This window comes from Paraburkholderia acidisoli, from assembly GCF_009789675.1.
Lineage (GTDB): Bacteria > Pseudomonadota > Gammaproteobacteria > Burkholderiales > Burkholderiaceae > Paraburkholderia > Paraburkholderia acidisoli.
On the sequence record NZ_CP046913.1, the window covers coordinates 2,592,956 to 2,608,587 of the forward strand.

Annotated in this window: 15 protein-coding genes and 1 riboswitch; of the genes, 8 read left to right on the forward strand and 7 right to left on the reverse strand. The window is 67.6% G+C overall.

What is annotated here, in order from left to right:
• Positions 1–157 precede the first annotated feature (157 nt).
• A complete protein-coding gene (locus FAZ98_RS11415; protein ID WP_199272267.1) occupies positions 158–535 on the reverse strand; it encodes a hypothetical protein in 378 nt (125 codons plus the stop codon).
• Between the two features lie 200 nt (positions 536–735).
• On the opposite strand from FAZ98_RS11415, the gene glpK reads away from it, so the two are divergent.
• Positions 736–2,250, forward strand: a complete 1,515-nt coding sequence (gene glpK, locus FAZ98_RS11420) for a glycerol kinase GlpK (RefSeq protein ID WP_158951315.1) — start codon at positions 736–738, stop codon at positions 2,248–2,250.
• Between the two features lie 263 nt (positions 2,251–2,513).
• On the forward strand, positions 2,514–3,200 hold the full coding sequence (locus FAZ98_RS11425; protein WP_158951316.1) for an HAD family hydrolase: 687 nt from the start codon (positions 2,514–2,516) through the stop codon (positions 3,198–3,200).
• 125 nt (positions 3,201–3,325) lie between these two features.
• Here FAZ98_RS11425 and ribB read toward each other — a convergent pair whose 3' ends face one another.
• The 3 genes from ribB to FAZ98_RS11440 all read right to left on the reverse strand — a co-directional run bounded on the left by ribB (position 3,326) and on the right by FAZ98_RS11440 (position 5,845).
• On the reverse strand, positions 3,326–4,054 hold the full coding sequence (gene ribB / locus FAZ98_RS11430) for a 3,4-dihydroxy-2-butanone-4-phosphate synthase (RefSeq protein WP_158951317.1): 729 nt from the start codon (positions 4,052–4,054) through the stop codon (positions 3,326–3,328).
• A gap of 156 nt (positions 4,055–4,210) precedes the next feature.
• A riboswitch (FMN riboswitch) is annotated at positions 4,211–4,383 on the reverse strand.
• Positions 4,384–4,564: 181 nt separating this feature from the next.
• Positions 4,565–5,233: a helix-turn-helix domain-containing protein gene (locus tag FAZ98_RS11435; RefSeq protein ID WP_158951318.1), complete on the reverse strand. Its 669-nt coding sequence runs from the start codon at positions 5,231–5,233 to the stop codon at positions 4,565–4,567.
• A gap of 219 nt (positions 5,234–5,452) precedes the next feature.
• Entirely contained in the window at positions 5,453–5,845 is a 393-nt protein-coding gene (locus FAZ98_RS11440) for a VOC family protein (RefSeq protein ID WP_158951319.1), read from the reverse strand.
• Positions 5,846–6,324: 479 nt separating this feature from the next.
• Between FAZ98_RS11440 and miaB the strand changes: the two genes are divergently transcribed.
• The 4 genes from miaB to FAZ98_RS11460 are packed head-to-tail and all read left to right on the forward strand — an operon-like array spanning position 6,325 to position 10,133.
• The gene (miaB, locus tag FAZ98_RS11445) at positions 6,325–7,698 is read left to right on the forward strand and encodes a tRNA (N6-isopentenyl adenosine(37)-C2)-methylthiotransferase MiaB (RefSeq protein WP_158951320.1); all 1,374 of its coding nucleotides are present in this window, start codon (positions 6,325–6,327) and stop codon (positions 7,696–7,698) included.
• A 48-nt stretch (positions 7,699–7,746) separates the two neighbouring features.
• The gene (locus FAZ98_RS11450; protein WP_158951321.1) at positions 7,747–8,886 is read left to right on the forward strand and encodes a PhoH family protein; all 1,140 of its coding nucleotides are present in this window, start codon (positions 7,747–7,749) and stop codon (positions 8,884–8,886) included.
• A gap of 23 nt (positions 8,887–8,909) precedes the next feature.
• On the forward strand, positions 8,910–9,371 hold the full coding sequence (gene ybeY / locus FAZ98_RS11455; RefSeq protein WP_158951322.1) for an rRNA maturation RNase YbeY: 462 nt from the start codon (positions 8,910–8,912) through the stop codon (positions 9,369–9,371).
• Positions 9,372–9,407: 36 nt separating this feature from the next.
• Positions 9,408–10,133, forward strand: a complete 726-nt coding sequence (locus FAZ98_RS11460; protein WP_158951323.1) for a gamma-glutamylcyclotransferase — start codon at positions 9,408–9,410, stop codon at positions 10,131–10,133.
• A gap of 93 nt (positions 10,134–10,226) precedes the next feature.
• Here the strand turns inward: FAZ98_RS11460 and FAZ98_RS11465 are convergent, their stop codons facing one another.
• The 3 genes from FAZ98_RS11465 to FAZ98_RS11475 form a co-directional block, all read right to left on the reverse strand.
• On the reverse strand, positions 10,227–10,898 hold the full coding sequence (locus tag FAZ98_RS11465; RefSeq protein WP_158951324.1) for a DUF799 domain-containing protein: 672 nt from the start codon (positions 10,896–10,898) through the stop codon (positions 10,227–10,229).
• A gap of 10 nt (positions 10,899–10,908) precedes the next feature.
• Positions 10,909–11,286 carry a DUF4810 domain-containing protein gene (locus FAZ98_RS11470; RefSeq protein ID WP_158951325.1) on the reverse strand — a complete coding sequence of 126 codons (378 nt, stop codon included), beginning with the start codon at positions 11,284–11,286 and terminating at the stop codon, positions 10,909–10,911.
• Positions 11,287–11,354: 68 nt separating this feature from the next.
• The gene (locus FAZ98_RS11475) at positions 11,355–12,035 is read right to left on the reverse strand and encodes a CsgG/HfaB family protein (RefSeq protein ID WP_158951326.1); all 681 of its coding nucleotides are present in this window, start codon (positions 12,033–12,035) and stop codon (positions 11,355–11,357) included.
• A gap of 349 nt (positions 12,036–12,384) precedes the next feature.
• Between FAZ98_RS11475 and FAZ98_RS11480 the strand changes: the two genes are divergently transcribed.
• Both FAZ98_RS11480 and lnt read left to right on the forward strand, forming a co-directional pair.
• Entirely contained in the window at positions 12,385–13,275 is an 891-nt protein-coding gene (locus tag FAZ98_RS11480; RefSeq protein ID WP_158951327.1) for an HlyC/CorC family transporter, read from the forward strand.
• 177 nt (positions 13,276–13,452) lie between these two features.
• On the forward strand, positions 13,453–15,273 hold the full coding sequence (gene lnt / locus FAZ98_RS11485; protein ID WP_158951328.1) for an apolipoprotein N-acyltransferase: 1,821 nt from the start codon (positions 13,453–13,455) through the stop codon (positions 15,271–15,273).
• Positions 15,274–15,632 lie beyond the last annotated feature (359 nt).

Here is a 15,632-nt window from a genome sequence, read left to right on the forward strand (position 1 = left end):
TTGCTTCACCGCACGCGCCTGCAGTGCATGGTCACGCGGACCCGCGCGCTTCATGCCCGCGTGACCATTTTTTTGCGCGCCGCCGCGCTCGCGACCCGCCGCGCGATTCACCCGCCACCCCGCCGCGAAGCCATTCCCGCGACGATCCCGCTCGCGCTTACCCCGCTCGCAGCGTGGAGTCGGCGAATGCGCGCCAGCTCAGCGCATTCGCGCGCTGCTGGTTGAGAAACTCCACCCATTGATTGCGCGCGGCCATGTCGCCGCTCTTGCCGTTCGTGGCGTACTGCTGCGCGAGCGCCGCCTGGAAGCCGCAGAACTGCGCCTGCGGCAGCTTGCCGTGGCGCTGCGCCACCCACGCGTCGAATACGGCCGAATAGACCGCCTGCGTGTCTTGCCCGTAGTCCGCGGTCTGGCCGCACATCTGCTGCAAGGCGGCGAACGACGGCGCGCCCCAACCCCCATCGACACTCGTTGGCACCGCGCCCGCGCACCCCGCGAGCAGCACCGCCGCGCCGATCATCGCAACTCCACGCATGATTGCCTCGTTTCCGGCTGGTCAGCCCGATTGTTTTGAACGCGGCTATTGTCGCACCGAGCGCCGCGCGCGACACCCTGGCCGTTCGGCCGAGGCGACTTGCGCGCGGCTTTCGGGCTATGCTGGCCTCGCTGTTTAACCGCTTTCCCTCGCTTCCTCACGCTTTCTCCCTTCTCAATTCAAACGGAGGAGACCGCACGATGGCCGAGTCGTACATCCTCGCGCTGGACCAGGGCACCACGAGTTCGCGCGCCCTGCTGCTCGATCGCCGCGGCGAAATCGTCGCGCTCGCCCAGAAGGAATTCGCGCAGCACTACCCGCGGCCCGGCTGGGTCGAGCACGATCCGCGCGACATCTGGTCGAGCCAGGCGGGCGTCGCGGCGGAAGCGCTCACGCGTGCGGGTGTGAGCAGCGCGGCGGTGGCCGCCATCGGCATCACGAACCAGCGCGAGACCACCCTCGTCTGGGACCGCGAAACGGGCCAGCCGGTGTACAACGCCATCGTCTGGCAGGACCGCCGCACGGCCGCGTTCTGCGACAGCCTCAAGCAGCGCGGTCATGAAGCCGCGGTGCGCGCCAAGACCGGCTTGCCGGTCGACGCGTACTTTTCGGCCCCCAAGCTCCGCTGGATTCTCGATCACGTCGATGGCGCGAAGGACAAGGCGCGCGCGGGCAAACTCGCGTTCGGCACCGTGGACAGCTGGCTCATGTGGCATCTCACACGCGGCGCGCTGCACGCGACCGACGTCACCAACGCCGCGCGCACCCTGCTCTTCAACATCCATACGCTGCAATGGGACGACGACCTGCTCGCGCTGTTCGAGATCCCGCGCAACATGCTGCCCGAAGTCCGTTCGTCGTCCGAAGTTTACGGGCGCACGGCATCCACGCTATTCGCGAGCGAAATCCCGCTCGCGGGCGTGGCCGGCGACCAGCACGCGGCGCTCTTCGGGCAGATGTGCCTGCGTCCCGGCATGGTGAAGAACACCTACGGCACGGGCTGTTTTCTCGTGATGAACACGGGCGAGACGCCGATCGAATCGCGCCACAATCTCGTCACCACCATCGCGTGGCAGGCGCTCGGCAAAACGCAGTACGCGCTCGAAGGCAGCATCTTCATCGCGGGCGCCGTGGTGCAGTGGCTGCGCGACGGGCTCGGCCTCATCCGCAGCGCGAGCGAGATCGAAACGCTCGCGGCCAGCGTGCCGCACAGCGACGGCGTCTACCTCGTGCCCGCGTTCGCGGGCCTCGGCGCGCCGCACTGGAACGCGCACGCGCGCGGCACGCTGTTCGGCGTCACGCGCGGCACGAGCGCGGCGCATATCGCGCGCGCGGCGCTCGACGCCATCGCGTATCAGTCGTACGACGTGCTCGCCGCCATGGAAGCCGACTCGGGCATGCGCGTGAAGGCGTTGCGCGTGGACGGCGGCGCGTGCGCCAACAATCTGCTGATGCAGTTCCAGGCCGACCTGCTCGGCGCCGAGGTGCTGCGGCCGCGCGCGAGCGAAAGCACGGCGCTCGGCGCGGGCTATCTCGCGGGACTCGCGGTGGGCTTTTGGCGCGACATCGACGAATTACAGCAGCAGTGGCAACTCGACCGCCGCTTTTCGCCCGTGCTGCCGCGCGACGAGGTCACGCGCTGTTTGAAGGGCTGGCAGCGCGCGATCGACGCCGCCCGGGCATGGGCCGACAGCGGCAACTCCGACGATTCCTGATGTGCGTTCGAATGCGGCGTTCGAATGCGGCGTTCGAAGCGGCATTTGAATGCGGCTGTGGCGGCCCTGCACCCGCGCGGGTGCGAGCGTTTGAATCCGCGCTGGACCACGCGGCCGATCGCGCCGCCATGCCCACCCCGCGCGCCGCACCCGGCCGATCGCCGGATGCGCGCGCGAAAGCACGTATCATGTCGGGTCTCCACCTCGTGCGCGCCGCCGCCGGCAATTGGCGCGCAGAGCCCGGCCCCTCTTTCGTTTTACGCATGATCGACCATCTCATCTGCGACTGCGACGGCGTCCTCGTCGACAGCGAAGTCATCGCCGACCGCGTCCTCCTCGAAACCCTCACGCAAACTTTTCCCGGCGTGGATTTCCACGTCGCGGTGCAGTCGGCGTTCGGACAGCAGACCTCGCGTTTTCTCGCCGACCTTGCCGCGCGCCTGAACCTCACGATGCCGGACGACTTCCTCGAAACGATCGAGCACAACTGCGAAGCGGCCATCGCCGCATCCGTGAGTCCGATCAACGGCGTGCGCGACGCGCTGCGCCAGGTCACGCTGCCCGTGGCCGTGGTGTCGAACAGCCGCCTCACGCGCGTGCACGCCTCGGTGCGCCGCGCGGGCCTCGACACGATCTTCGGCGAACGCATCTTCAGCGCCGAAATGGTCGCGCGTCCCAAGCCCTATCCGGACGTCTATCTGCACGCCGCGAACACGCTCGGCGTGGCGCCGGCGCGCTGCCTCGTCGTGGAGGACAGCATCTCGGGCCTGAACGCCGCGCGCGCGGCGGGCATGAAGACGATCGCGTTCGTGGGCGCGAGCCACATTCCGTCGGGTTACGCCGACGTGCTGCGCGAGATGGGCATCACGCGCATCATGACGCACATGGACGAACTGCCCGCGCTCGTCGAAGCGGGCGTGCGCGGCGAGTTCGGCGACGTGCAGTCGTAACGCCCGCGCAGCGCGAACGCACGCCTCAAACCGGCCGTCAAAACGCACACGGCGCGCGAAGTTTCGCGCGCCGTGTGTCATTCGAGCCCCGGCACCGCTTCAGCCGGGCAACCCGGCAACGTGCCTCACGCCGGTTCGGCGCAACGCTCGCGCGCGGCCGCGATCGACTCGCGGAACGCCACGAGTTCGGCGATCGTCAGCATGGGCAGATCGTGCAGCTTCGCGAAGTCGTCGACCTGCTGGCCGCGCGCCATCGTGCCGTCCGGGTTCATCAACTCGCACAGCACGCCGGCGGCCGAGAGGCCCGCGAGCACGGCGAGATCGACCGTGCCTTCGGTGTGGCCGCGGCGCGCCAGCACGCCGCCCTTCTGTGCGCGCAGCGGGAACACGTGGCCGGGGCGCACGATGTCGGCGGGCTGCGCGTTCGGGGCGATGGCGGCGCGGATCGTCGTCACGCGGTCGGCGGCGGAAACGCCCGTGCTCACGCCGTCGCGCGCTTCGATCGACACCGTGAACGCGGTGCGGTTGCGGCTTTCGTTGTGAGCGACCATCGGCGGCAATTCGAGCGCGCGCACCTTGTCGTCCGAGAGACACAGGCAGACGATGCCGCTGCATTCGCGGATGAACAGCGCCATGGTGGCGGGCGTGAGCCGCTCGGCGGCGACGATCAGATCGGCTTCGTCCTCGCGGTCGTGGTCGTCCTGGAGCACGACGGGACGGCCTTCGCGCATGGCTTGCAGCGCGGCGGCGATGCGCGGCGGCACCGGTTCGGTTTCGAGAAACGGGAGATCGGCGGCGGCGTCGAGGCAATCGACGGCGGACGTCGCAACGGGGGAACTGGCAATAACGGACATGTGAAACGCTCCTCGCGAGAGTGGGGCGAAAAACGTTTCAGGGCATTGCAAACAGACAGGCATCCCGGCACGCGCCTTCCTGCCGACACCGCGCGTTCCAGGGAACGCACGCGTATCGGCCGAAGCGCCGCGGCGGATGGGCAACCGTGACCATCTGCACATCTTCTCTCATCCGGACTCTGACCGTCGGCTCTGGCTTCGCACCAGATCTGCTGACCCTGCGCGCAAGCTCGAGGCTCGCGCGAGGCGCTCGCGGGCTCGTCGGCATTGCCTTGCGGCGCGGCCGACATACCGCCGGTGGGGAATTTCACCCCGCCCTGAAGACGCACTGATTACCGGAAAATCCGGCGGGCAAAGGATACAACAGAGCGCGCCGTCGTGCAGCGCGAAAAATGGCATCCCGACAAAAATCTTCCAGCGCTTCGGCGCCCGCCCGGCTTGCGCCAGCGGGTTCGCGCCGGCTTCACGACGGCTTCACGCCGCCGGTTTTACGCCAACGTCACGCCAACTTCACGCCGGTTGCGGCGCGGCCGCCGCCGGCACGTCCCAGCGCGGCGGCGTTTCGGCGTTGAGCGTCACGCGGAACACGCGCGCCTCGGTGTCGCCGGGATTGCGCAGCGTGTGCGGCTGATCGGCGTCGAACACGATGGCGTCGCCGGTCGCGAGCAACTGGCGGCGGTCGTGCACGCTCACTTCGAGCGTGCCTTCGCTCACCACGAGATTCACCGTCGTGCCGGGCGCGCGGCGCGTGCCGGGCTCGGTGTGCAGCGGCGCGATGCGCAACTCGTGGAATTCGGCGGCCACGGACTCGCCCTCGGGATAGAGCGCGCGCGCCGAATAGCGGCCATCGGCGGAAACCACGCGCGAAGCGCGCTCGGCGGGCAGATGCTCGAAGCCGTTCACCGCGTGCTTGCGCAGGAACGCCGAGACGGACACTTTGAGCGCCGCCGCGACCTTGCAGAGCACCTTGATGGACGGCACGCTGCGCGCCGACTCGACCTGCGCGAGCATGGCCCGCGAGACGCCCGAGGCGCGGGCGAGCGCATCGAGCGAGAGTTGCCGCTCGGCGCGCAGGCGCGCCAGATTCACGCCGACGAGGTACTCGAGCGCGTCGTAAGGTCCTTCGTTGTGCGCAGCATGTTGCTGGGCGTCGCGCACGAGCGCGAGGGGTGAATGCATGACTGCCTCCCGGTGGCGCCGCGCGTGAAGCGGCGTAAGGCTTGAATGGAGGCAAGACTAGCATTGCGATTTGCCGCACCCAACGAAGTTATCTTCACACTCATATCAGCATTGCAGAGCGGCGTTCGGGGAATGCTTACGCGCTGGCGGCATAAGGCGCGCGGCGCTTTGAGTTCGCGCTTTGGCGCGGGTTTTCGCCGGCGTATTCGGCCCAGGCATTCAGCGAACCGCGCCGCCCGCCATCGACGTGACGAATTCGACGGCCACGCCCGGCGCGAGCGCGACGAAGATCTGCACCTCGGCGCTCGCGGGCACTTCGGCGTACTCGTACGGCACGCGATGCGCGTCGAGACGCGCGAGCAGCGCGCGCCATGCCTCGCCGGGCGCGACGCGAAACGCCACGTGATCGAGACGCGGCACGACGAGCGCGGTCGCGCGCGCGGGCGCCGTGGCGTCGACCAGATGAACGACCGGGCGGCCGTTGGCGTAGAGCCAGTGGCCCGCCACGCGAAACGGCGGGCGCGGGCCGTCTTCGAGCGCGGCGATGTCGGTGAAAAAGCGGCGGGCGCCCGCGAGATCGGGCGTGACGAGCGTGACGTGGTCGAGTTGCATGGCGGATGGGCGGGGAGATCGGGTAAAAACGCAGGAAGCGCGACGCTTCGAACAGACCGATTGTCGCCCTCGAGGGTCATGCCGATAAGCGGCGTCGCGCTTGAAGCAGTTTCAAACGGCGGCCCGCCTTTGAGAACCCATCGGCGCATACGTCCCCCGGCACCGCGAAACGCCCGCCCAGCGTGCCGCGACCGCGCCATAAGCGCCCGCGCGCAACCGGCTATAATGCTGGATTGCGCAAAACCGCGCTCCGTCGCCCGGCGCCGACGACGAAAAACACGCGCATCCGCTGCCCGCCACGCCGCGCACCAAGCTTTGGCGGCACGCAACGGCACCGCGGCTCACCGCAGCCGCCAGCGCTTGCGATTCGGCCCTCTAAAAAACCAGAACCCCGTAGTCCATCACATGCATCCCGTGCTCCGGCACGTGCATCAACCGGACGACGCCCCCAGGTCAACCACTGCGAACGGCGAACCCCGATGACCAAGAAAGTTTATGTAAAGACCTTTGGCTGCCAGATGAACGAGTACGACTCCGACAAGATGGTCGACGTACTCGGCGCCGCCGAAGGACTCGTGAAGACGGACACGCCCGAAGACGCGGACGTGATCCTCTTCAACACCTGCTCGGTGCGCGAAAAGGCCCAGGAAAAGGTCTTTTCCGACCTTGGCCGCGTGCGCGAGCTGAAGGAAGCGAATCCCAATCTGCTGATTGGCGTGGGCGGCTGCGTGGCGAGCCAGGAAGGCGCCGCGATCGTCGCGCGCGCGCCCTACGTGGACCTCGTGTTCGGTCCGCAAACGCTGCACCGCCTGCCGCAGATGATCGACGCGCGCCGCGCCTCGGGCCGCGCGCAGGTCGACATCACCTTTCCCGAAATCGAGAAGTTCGACCATCTGCCGCCCGCGCGCGTGGAAGGCCCGAGCGCGTTCGTCTCGATCATGGAAGGTTGCTCGAAGTACTGCAGCTACTGCGTCGTGCCCTACACGCGCGGCGAGGAAGTCTCGCGCCCGCTCGACGACGTGCTCACGGAAATCGCCGGTCTCGCCGACCAGGGCGTGCGCGAAGTCACGCTGCTCGGCCAGAACGTGAACGCCTATCGTGGTGCGCTCACCCACGGTTCGCACGACGTCGCCGACTTCGCCACGCTGATCGAATACGTGGCCGAAGTGCCCGGTATCGAGCGCATCCGCTACACGACCTCGCATCCGAAGGAATTCACGCAGCGCCTGATCGACATGTACGCGAAGGTGCCGAAGCTCGTCTCGCACCTGCATCTGCCCGTGCAGCACGGCTCGGACCGCGTGCTGATGGCGATGAAGCGCGGCTACACGGTGCTCGAATACAAGTCGGTGATCCGCAAGCTGCGCGCGATCCGCCCCGACCTGTCGCTTTCGACCGACATCATCGTGGGCTTCCCCGGCGAGACCGAGGAAGACTTCGAGAAGACCATGAAGCTCGTCGAAGAGATGAGCTACGACACGAGTTTCTCGTTCATCTACAGCCCGCGTCCCGGCACGCCCGCCGCGAACCTTCACGACGACACGCCGCGCGAACTCAAGCTCAAGCGCCTGCAGCATCTGCAAGCCACGATCGAAGAGAACGTGCAGCGCATCAGCCAGGCGATGGTCGGCCGGGTCGAGCGCATTCTCGTGGAAGGCCCGTCGCGCAAGGACCCGAGCGAACTCGCCGGCCGCACCGAGAACAACCGCGTGGTGAATTTCCCGGCGCCGCTCGCGTCGCACGCGCGCCTGATCGGCCAGATGATCGACGTGAAGATCAACCACGCGTACCCGCATTCGCTGCGCGGCGAACTCGTGCTCGCGCACGAAGGCGCGTCGGCGCTTTCGCACTGACCCCGCACTGTCCCGCGTATTTGCGGTATTGAGGAGTTCACCAACACCTTGAAGCCCAATCAGCACAATCAGCAGCATCTGGAATTCACGGCGCCGCGCGAAGACAACGCGCGCCTCGCCAATCTCTGCGGCCCGCTCGACGAAAACCTGCGGCAGATCGAGCAGGCGCTCGACGTGACGCTCGCGCGGCGCGGCCATCGCATCAGCATTCGCGGGCGCGGCGCGCGCGTGGCGCTCACGGCGCTCGAAAACTTCTACAACCAGGCGCGCGATCCGCTTTCCGTCGACGACATCCAGCTCGCGCTGGTCGAGGCGCGGCATCCGGCCAATCTCGTGAGCGATCCGCGCGAGAGCGGCAACGGCGGCGTGCGCGGCCAGCACGGCGGCAAGAACGGCCGCGGCAACGAAGCGCTGACGGAAATCGATCCGCGCTTTCGCGGCGACCCCGATCATCCGTTCGACGAGCCCGCGGGCAACGGCGGCGACCTCGACGTCGAAGACCAGGGGCCGAAGCTCTACACGCGCCGCGCCGACCTGCGCGGCCGCACGCCCGCGCAGCGCGAATACCTCAAGCAGATCATTTCGCACGACGTGACGTTCGGCATCGGGCCGGCGGGCACCGGCAAGACCTATCTCGCGGTGGCCTGCGCCGTCGACGCGCTGGAGCGCGATCAGGTCAAGCGCATCGTGCTCACGCGCCCGGCCGTGGAAGCGGGCGAGCGTCTGGGCTTCCTGCCCGGCGATCTCGCGCAGAAGGTGGATCCGTATCTGCGTCCGCTCTACGACGCGCTCTACGATCTGCTCGGCTTCGACAAAACGGCGAAGATGTTCGAGCGCCAGATGATCGAAATCGCGCCGCTCGCCTACATGCGCGGCCGCACGCTCAATCACGCGTTCATCATTCTCGACGAGGCGCAGAACACCACGCCCGAGCAGATGAAGATGTTCCTCACGCGGATCGGCTTCGGCTCGAAGGCGGTCGTGACCGGCGACACGACCCAGGTCGACTTGCCGCGCGGCCACAAGAGCGGCCTGATCGAGGCGCAGCAGGTGCTCAAGAACGTGCGCGGCATCGCGCTCACGCACTTCACGAGCGCCGACGTGGTGCGCCATCCGCTGGTCGCGCGCATCGTCGAGGCTTACGACGCGCACGCGAAGAAGGACGAAGACGGCAGCAACGGCCGCTGATCGGCACGACACCGGCACGACTCATGGCCCGCGCACCCAAACTCAAACTGACCGTCCAGTTCCCCGCCGCGAAGGCGTTTCCCGAGCACAAGGCGGCGCTGCCGCGCGCGACGGTGGCGGCGTGGCTCAAGGCCGCGCTGTTCGCCGACGCGGAACTGGCCGTTCGCTTCGTCGACGCCGAGGAAGGCCGCGCGCTCAACCGCAGCTATCGCGGCAAGGACTACGCGACCAACGTGCTCACCTTCGCGTACGCGGAGAACGAGGACGACCCCGTGACCGGCGACCTGATCCTCTGCTGCCCCGTGGTGGAGAAGGAAGCGGCCGAGCAAGGCAAGCCACTCGCCGCGCACTACGCGCACCTGCTCGTGCACGGCGCGCTGCATGCGCAAGGCTACGATCACGAGGACGACGCGGAGGCCGAGGAAATGGAGGGCATCGAAACCGAGGTGCTCAACTCGCTCGGCTTTCCCGATCCGTACAAGTAAGGTAGCGATTCAACCCGCGCTTCCGGCACCGACTCCATGAACGACACGCGCACGCCCGACTCCGACGATCCGCTAGATACGGTCGACCCGCTCGACGAGCGCGCCACGGAGTCGCCGCCCGGCGCGCCGGGCCCCGCGGGTGATGCGCCTCATTCTCCGTACCCGCCCTCGCTCGGCGAATCGCGCCTGCTCGACGACGACGAACTGCGCGCTTCGCTCGCGTGCACGCTCAAAGACTGGGACGGCAAAACCGACCTCTGGCTGTTCGGTTATGGCTCGCTGATCTGGAACCCGGGCCTGCCGAGCGTCGAAACCGTGCGCTCGCGCGTGCACGGCTACCATCGCGGACTCTATTTGTGGTCCCGCGTGAATCGCGGCACGCCCGAGCAACCGGGCCTCGTGCTCGCGCTCGATCGCGGCGGCTCGTGCGCGGGCGTCGCGTTCCGGCTCGCGGCCGAGGGCGTGATGCCGCATCTCGAAGCGCTGTGGCGCCGCGAAATGCCGATGGGCTCGTATCGCCCCGCGTGGCTGCCCTGCACCCTCGCCGACGGCCGCCGCGTGGCCGCGCTGGCGTTCGTGATGCGGCGCGATGTGGCGTCCTATACCGGCAAGCTCTCCGAAGCGACCGTGCGCACCGTGTTCGGCTGCGCGAGCGGCCGCTACGGCAGCACGCTCGATTACGTGCGCCGCACGGCGGAAGCGTTGCGCGAGAGCGGCATGCCGGACCGCGCGCTGGAACGGTTGCTCGCGCGCTGCGCGTAGGCGAAAAAAAACCGCGGCAATGTCGCGGTTTTGTATTCTGCTGCGCGAAAGGCGCGTTCGGCGCGCCGCTGCGGGCGCCTCCGCCGCACCGGCTTAGTCGGTACCGAATTTCGGCGAGCGCGGGCCGTACAGCAGGCCATTGGGCTGTCCCGCGGAAAGCAGCTTGCGGCTCGTCAGCCCGGCGACCGCCCAGCTTTCGTCGCTCAGCGTATGCGCGACCTGCTTGACCGCCGCCTGCACGAGCGACGTGATCAGCCCGCCATTCACGCCATAGTTGCCCAGTTCCTTGCCGCTCGCGCTTCCCTTGCCTTCCCAGAGCACGTCGCCGTTGGCGAGGCCGACCAGTTTGGCCGAAGCGGTCACGAACGTATTGGCGTCGACGACCTGATACACGGAGCCGTACTGGGTCACCTTCGTGTAGAGCGCCGCGTCCGCGCCGAAGATCTTGCGCAGCTTCGCGGGCGACACGTCCTGGATGTCGGCGGCCGTCGTCAGGCCGTTCTGCTTGAAGGTCTCGGCAACTTCCGCCACCGGCAGCACGTAGTAGCCGGCTTCCGCGAGCGGCATCGTCATCTGCGAAAGCATGCCGTTCGTGGCGTTCACGTCGGACGTCTCGTTCAGCGGCGGCAAAACGACGATGGTGTGCGGCCGGGCGGCGCGCAGCGCGGTGTAATCGACCTGCTGTTTCGCCGGACCGGCGCAGGCGGCGAGCAATGCGGCCACGGCCAGCGCGGGCAGCCATTTCAGTCGTGAAAAATCGAACATGTGCGTGCTCCTATTTCTTCAGGTTCGTCAGCAGGAAGTCCATGTATGCGGACGACTCGGGGAACGCCGATTTTTCGGCCAGCAACTCCCGCTGCGCGTCGTCGCGCTTGCCGGCACTCGCGTAGAGCGCCCCGAGATGCGCGTGGAAGCCCGGCGGCACCGCTTCGCCCTTCGCGGCCATTTTTTGCAGGCTCTGCTCGAGCGCGGCAATCTGCGTTTGCGGGCTCGACTTGCCCTGGAGGTAGTCGTACACCTGCGGTTGATATCCGTCCCAGCCGTAGAGCGGCGGCGTGGTCTGCGTTGCGCAGCCGGACAGCAGCGCGCTCGCGGCGGCGGCCGCGGCGCAGGCGAGCGCGACGCTGCGCGCGCGGGTTGTCGTGTGATTCATGAAAGCGTTCCCGATGGGTTTGGCGTGATTGCGAAGTCGCGTGCGGTGACGGCGGAACGGCCGCGCCGTCATTGCGCCGGGGCGAGCGCGCCCGCGTCGACTCGTTCGGCGAGGCGGTTGACCGCCTCCTGGATCGCCAGGTCGAGCACCTTGCCGTTGAGCGTGGAGTCGTAGCCTTGCGTGCCGCCCGTGCCGATCACCTCGCGGCTCGACAGGCTGTATTCGCCCGCGCCCTGGGCGGAAGCCACCACTTCGGACGTGACGGTATTGACGACGTTGAGGCTGACCTTCGCGTAGGCGACCTGGGTTTTGCCGCGGCCGAGAATGCCGAACAGTTGCTGGTCGCCCACTTCCTTGCGGCCGAACTCGGTGACGTCGCCGGTCACGACATAGCGCGCACCCTTCACGCTCTGCGCCTGCTTCGCGAAGCCCGCTTCCTGACGAATTTCAGCGAGGTTGTCGCGGTCGAGCACGTTGAAGCGCCCGCTTTGCTGGAGCGCCGTGACGAGAATGGTTTTGGCCTGGCCGCCGAGACGGTCGCTGCCGTCCGTGAAAATGCCGCGCAGGTAGCTGGAGCGGTTGTCGAACTTGCCGACGGCAACGGCCACGGGCTTGCCCGCATAAGGAGTGCGCGCGACGGCGACTTCCGGAACGGCGACGGTGTGCGACGCCTCGGTCGCGCAACCGCCGAGCATTGCGAAAACGAGTGCCACGGCCCATGGGGCACGACGCCTTGGTAACTTCGACATGATCGGTCTCTCCTCGTGATTTGCGCTGGACGACGGTCCAGGCTTCGCGCACGTCGCGACCCGGCAACCGCGCGAAAAGGGAAGGATTAAAACCGATCAATCGAAAGTGAACTGTCAATTTCGAGAGCCTGCTGACGGGCGTCAAGACGGCTGAGGTTTCACGCTGGCGACACAACGGCCCGCGCGCCGCATCGCACCCGGCGAACATTTTCTTCCATCACGCGGCCATGCCGCATCTGCGCTAGGATGAGTCTGACGGTCGCCGTACACAGGCGCGCCGCGTCCATGCTGTATCCTTAACGCTCCGCAACAGCGCGCCCAGCCAGCACACGGTGAAGGGCGCACCACCATGAACGACTCTTATCCCAGTCGACGCCAGACCGACAAACCGCAGGAAAAGCGCTCGCTCCTCGAGCGGCTGACCGATTTCATCTCGCCCGAGCCCGACTCGCGCGGCGAGCTTCTCGAAATTCTCCAGGACGCGCACGCGCGCAATCTGATCGACGCCGACTCGCTTTCGATGATCGAAGGCGTGTTCCAGGTGTCCGACCTGTGCGCGCGCGACATCATGGTGCCGCGCGCCCAGATGGACGCGATCAACATTGCCGACCGTCCCGACGATTTCATCCCGTTCGTGCTGGAAAAGGCGCACTCGCGCTATCCCGTGTTCGAGGGCAATCGCGACAACGTGATCGGCGTGCTGCTCGCGAAAGACCTGCTGCGCTACTACGCCGAAGAGGAATTCGACGTGCGCGGCATGCTGCGCCCGGCCGTGTTCATCCCCGAATCGAAGCGCCTGAACGTGCTGCTGCACGACTTCCGCGTGAACCGCAATCACATCGCCATCGTCGTGGACGAATACGGCGGCGTGGCCGGCCTCATCACGATCGAGGACGTGCTGGAGCAGATCGTCGGCGACATCGAGGACGAATACGACTTCGACGAGGAAAGCGGCAACATCATCGCCTCGCCCGACGGCCGCTACCGCGTGCGCGCGCTCACCGAAATCGGGCAGTTCAACGAGACGTTCGGCACCCATTTCTCCGACGAGGAAGTCGACACGATCGGCGGTTTCGTCACGCATCACTTCGGGCACGTGCCGCATCGCGGCGAGAAGGTGCGGATCGGCGACCTGATTTTCGAGGTGCTGCGCGCCGACGCACGTCAGGTGCATATGCTGCTCGTGCGCCGCGACCCGCTCGCGGGCCAGCGCGAAGCCGCGTTGCAACCGCCGGCCTGACCGCACGCGCCTACGCGTTCGGCACGGTTTCGCGAAACGCCGGCCTTCGGGCTGGCGTTTTGCTTTGGTGCCATCCCTATTGCCGGGTTTTGCCGATGCACGGGCGCGTCGCATGAAAATGCTATCGTTGCGCTCGCTCGCCTTTTTGCCCACTTTGTCGCCGTCACACCGCATCTCATGGCCGAACCGATCGATACCCGCGCGCAGGACGCCGCGCGCGCCGCCGCGCCCTCCGCAGATTCCGCAGATTCCGCAGATTCCGCAGATTCCGCAGATTCCGCAGATTCCGCATCGCCCGCAAATTCTGCCCATTCCGCCGATACCGCCGTGCGCCGCGCGCTGCCGTTCTGGCACTATCTGGCCGCCATCGCGCTCGGCGCGCTGAACACGCTCTCGTTCGCCCCGACGCCGCACGGCGGCTGGCTCGAAATCGTTATCTTCGCGGCGTTCTACTTCTGGCTCACGCGCACGACCGGCTGGAAGAGCGCGCTGCTCACGGGCTGGGCGTTCGGCTTCGGCAACTTCGTGACGGGCGTCTGGTGGCTCTACGTCAGCATGCATTTTTACGGCGGCATGCCCGCGCCGCTCGCGGGCGCGGCGCTCGGGCTGTTCTCGCTGTATCTCGGCGTGTATCCGGCGCTGGCCGCGCTCGTCTGGTCGTTCTGCGCGGGTCACGCGACGCATGCGGCACGGCGCGCTCGCTTCGGGTCGATGCCTGAGTCGCTGGCCGGGTCGCTGCCTTTCACGCCGACGTGGCACGGCGCATTCGCGTTCGCAAGCGCCTGGGCGCTCGGCGAATGGGCGCGCGGCTACGTGTTCACGGGCTTTCCGTGGCTCTCCAGCGGCTACGCGCAGGTGGACGGCCCGCTCGCCGGCTTCGCGCCGGTCGCGGGCGTGTACGGCGTGGGCTGGGCACTGGCGCTCGTGGCCGCGCTGATCGTGCAGGCGGCCGTGCGGGCACGGTCGGCCAAGCCCGCGCAAGTCCTTTCGGAGCCGGATTATGAGTCCGCTGCCAGGCGCGCGGCCGTCGCCATGCCCGCCTTGCTCGCCGTGCTCGTGATCGCCGCCGGGCTGCTGCTGCCGCTCGTGCCCTGGACGCAGCCTTCCGGCGCGCCGCTCAACGTGCGCCTGCTGCAAGGCAACGTGAAGCAGGAAATGAAGTTCTCCGAAACCGGCACGATGGACGCGCTCGCGGAGTTCCAGAAGCTCATCACCGAAAAGCCCGCCGATCTCGTCGTCACGCCCGAAACCGCGATTCCCGTGCTGGTGCAGGAAGTGCCGCAGCAGTTCGGCCGCGACGTCCGCGATTTCGCCGATGCGACCCACACGGCAATCCTGTTCGGCGCCGTGGGCGGCACCATCACGCCGGAAGGCCGTGTCGTCGATTACACCAACAGCCTGTTCGGGATCACGCCGGGCCAGCCGGGGCTGTATCGCTACGACAAACACCACCTCGTGCCGTTTGGCGAGTTCGTGCCTTGGGGCTTCCGCTGGTTCGTGAACCTCATGAACATTCCGCTCGGCGACTTCGCGCGCGGCGCGCCCGTGCAGCCGCCATTCCTCGTGCACGGCCAGCCGGTGGCCGCGGACATTTGCTACGAAGACATTTTTGGCGAGGAAATCGCGCGCACGGTGCGCGAGAACCCGGTTTCGCCCGGCATTCTCGTCAATTCGACCAATCTCGCGTGGTTCGGCGACACCATCGCGCTCGACCAGCACCTGCAGATCGCGCGCATGCGCTCGCTCGAAACCGGCCGGCCGATGCTGCGCGCGACCAACACGGGCGCGACGGCCGCCATCGACGGACACGGCCGCGTGATCGCGCGCCTGCCCACCTTCACGACGGGCTCGCTCGACGTGCGCGTGGAAGGCACGACCGGCTTCACGCCTTACGTGACGAGCGGCAACAACACGGTGATCGCCGTGTCGTTGCTGCTGCTCGCGGTCGGTTTCGCGTTTGGACCGGCCCTCAGGCGCCGCAAGACGCGCGCGCCATAACGCCGATGCCGATACGGCGCGCGTTTCGTCGCGAAGCGCGCGCCGCGCACGCTGGCCGCGGCGGAACGCGGGCGTGCCGGTGCGAGACACGGCGCGAAACCGGCACCCAGGCTGACACCCAGGCTGGCGCGCCGCACGGCCCGATAACCGGCTCGATAACAGGCTCGGGACCCGGCCCGATCGTCGGTCCGATATCCGGCGCAACACCGCGCGATATCGGCCCAGGTCTCAAGGCATCGGCAATCCGGTAAAATTCAAGGTTTTAGCACCCGGCAGCCTTTCCCGGCTCGGGCCGCGCCACCGCACGGAGGTTCCGGGCGGGTAGCGCCGGGCAGGTCGCCCCGCGGCCCACCGGCCGC